The organism is Azospirillum sp. TSO22-1 (assembly GCF_003116015.1).
Taxonomy (GTDB): Bacteria; Pseudomonadota; Alphaproteobacteria; order Azospirillales; family Azospirillaceae; genus Azospirillum.
Window position 1 is genome coordinate 1 of record NZ_LGQZ01000196.1, and the last position, 1,971, is coordinate 1,971.

Annotated in this window: 3 protein-coding genes; all 3 read right to left on the reverse strand. The window is 65.6% G+C overall.

Translation table 11 applies throughout. The features are described from left to right. Positions 1 to 684 (reverse strand): recombinase family protein (locus TSO221_RS33365; protein WP_146208989.1); only part of this gene is annotated, 684 nt, incomplete at its 3' end. Between the two features lie 120 nt (positions 685 to 804). After that, on the reverse strand, positions 805 to 1,176 hold the full coding sequence (locus tag TSO221_RS33370) for a hypothetical protein (RefSeq protein ID WP_146208990.1): 372 nt from the start codon (positions 1,174 to 1,176) through the stop codon (positions 805 to 807). Between the two features lie 301 nt (positions 1,177 to 1,477). Beyond that, the coding region (locus TSO221_RS33375; protein WP_199229738.1) for an NAD-binding protein at positions 1,478 to 1,971 on the reverse strand (494 nt) is incomplete at its 5' end.

The following is a 1,971-nucleotide window of genomic DNA, read 5'->3' on the forward strand; positions in this document are numbered from 1 at the left end:
TACGCCCCGGGGCCGTGCCGTTGCGTCAGCCTGGGGAAATTTCAGCCGCCCCTTTTGAGGAGTATTCATCCGGCGCTGACACACCGCGCGGTAGCCGAAGCTGCGCCCGCCCGCCGACCGCCCGCTCTCCACTTTGCCCAGCAGTCCTTGCCGCGTGTTCTCGGCCAGGTCGCTCAGGTAGGCGGCGCTGATCGTGCCGCGGATGCCGACGTGCAGGTCGCCGATCTCACCGTCGTTCAGCGTGACGATCTTCACCCGTGCGAACTTGAGGCGCTTGTGGAAGCCGGCACTGTCCTCGAGGTCACGGCTCAGGCGGTCGAGCGAGCGCAGCACCAGCACATCGAAGCGGCCGGCCTTGGCGTCGGCGAGCAGGCGCTGCAGCTCGGGACGGTCGCGCTTGGCGCCGCTGATCGCCGCGTCCCCATAAGTGGCGACCAGCGTCCAGCCGCGGCGTTCGATCAGGTCCAGGCAGGCGCGGGTCTGGTCCGCGAGGGATTCCTCGCGCTGCAAGTCGGAGGAGAAGCGAGAATAGATGGCGGCGCGCATGAGCGGCTGATGCCGGCGACGCTGCTCCCTCGTTGTCGACGCGTCCTTGGGGGACGAAACCGCTACCGGCTTGGCTGGCAGGGTGTTCCTGAAGGAACTGTAAAGGAGGTTGCTCCGGATGGTCAGCACCGGCGCCATGCGTGAGCGAGACAGGACGCTCAGCCGTTCACGGACCCGCTGCTCGACGATGCGCAGGCCCCCGGCGCCTATGTTCTGGAGAAGTAAGTCCGCATCGCCGCCCGGCGTCCCTGCGGGCGGTCAGGACCAGAACCCGTTCATCGCCCAGGCGACGAGCATCGCCGTGAGCACGAGGAGAAGCCAAGGGCCGATGCTGCCCGTGCGGCGGCTTCGGCCGGCGGTTGCACTATTTATGGCTGTAGCAGATCCTCCTACCGGCAAGAGCCTTACCAGACGATCCGCGGTCGTGACGGTATCCGGGGTTTCGGGCTGTTGCTCGGGAAGCCGGCGGAGGATGACGGCGAGCGCCGATGCCGCGGCGTCTCTCGGCAGCGTCGCCAAGCGGGCCGCTTCAGCCCAGGGATCGATGTCGAGCCGTGCCAGCGCCGAGAGGACGCTGAGAGGGCTTCCGTTCTTCTCCTCCCAGAGCGGGGCGGACAGGAACTCGGCCAAGTCGGATTGGTGCAGGGTATACTCAGGGCGTAACGGCATGCCAACCTCCCACATAGCCCTATGTTCCTTACTTATATATATCGGAATTCTGAAAATTCAGCAGCGCACTGACGGCGCTGATCAAATGATCTGGCTGTAGAAATCCTGGTGTGCGGACTATTTCTTTATGGAACATTTTGCTAATTGATGGACGTGGTGTTTGTGGTTGCAGTTATTGAAAGGCATCAGGGTCTGCATTTTTTTGCCTGAGTGCGGCCATAGCAGATTTTGTATTTCGCCGGGCCACTGCGGGGCGTGTACGTTAATCGGGCGGCGGGGCCTCGCCACGGTGCTGGCGCAGTTCCGGCGCGCCCCGCGAGGGCTCGCCGTGTCGCCGCTCGTAGACGCCACCCTCGCCCGCGACCCGAACCCCCTGGACCACACGCCGCGTCCTGTCGTCCGCGGTTCCGAGGCTGCGCAGGGCGTAGTCCATCAGCCCGAAGGCGAGCTCGCGCTCCCCCATGATCGCCACGCCCACGCCCTGCCTCTCCAGATGGGCGACCTCGGCCTCGCTGTGGGTCCGCACTGCCGTATCGATGCCGGGGTTGATCTGACGCGCAAGATCGAGAACGCGCCGCGTCTGGTAGCCCTCGGGCGTGGCGACCACGATCAGCCGTGCCCACCGGGTGCCGGCGGCTTCCAGAACGCCCGGTGTCGTCGCGTCCCCGTAGACTGCCGGCACGCCGCGTTCACGCAACGCCTCGATCCGTCGGCGGTTCTGGTCGATGACCACGATGGGCAAATTCTGGCTCTTCA